Source organism: Aquitalea sp. S1-19 (assembly GCF_024343515.1).
Genome location: NZ_RJTZ01000372.1, coordinates 1 through 396, shown reverse-complemented (window position 1 = coordinate 396; position 396 = coordinate 1). Strand labels below are relative to the sequence as shown.

General features: G+C 64.9%; 1 pseudogene. It reads right to left on the bottom strand.

The features are described 5' to 3' along the window. A pseudogene (locus tag EGI20_RS19115) lies at positions 1-396 on the bottom strand (NAD(P)(+) transhydrogenase (Re/Si-specific) subunit alpha); the annotation flags it as partial.

The following is a 396-nucleotide window of genomic DNA, read 5'->3' as shown; positions in this document are numbered from 1 at the left end:
TGCCGGCCACCACATCGGCCGAGATCAGGCGCGGTGCAGGACGGCCCGGACTCAGCGCGGTGGTGATGATGATGTCGGCTGCTTTGGCGTGCTTGGCCACCAGTTCGGCCTGACGCTGCTTGTAGTCGTCAGACATTTCCTTGGCGTACACGCCATCGTTGGCGGCTTTCTCTTCGGCGCTCATCGGCACTTCGATAAACTTGCCGCCCAGGCTCTCCACCTGCTCCTTGGTCGAGGAGCGCACATCGGTCGCCTCCACCACCGCGCCCAGACGCTTGGCGGTCGCGATCGCCTGCAGACCGGCCACACCCACGCCCATGATCAGCACGCGCGCCGGCTTCACCGTACCGGCCGCGGTCATCAGCATCGGCATAAAACGCGGGTAGAACTGGTTGG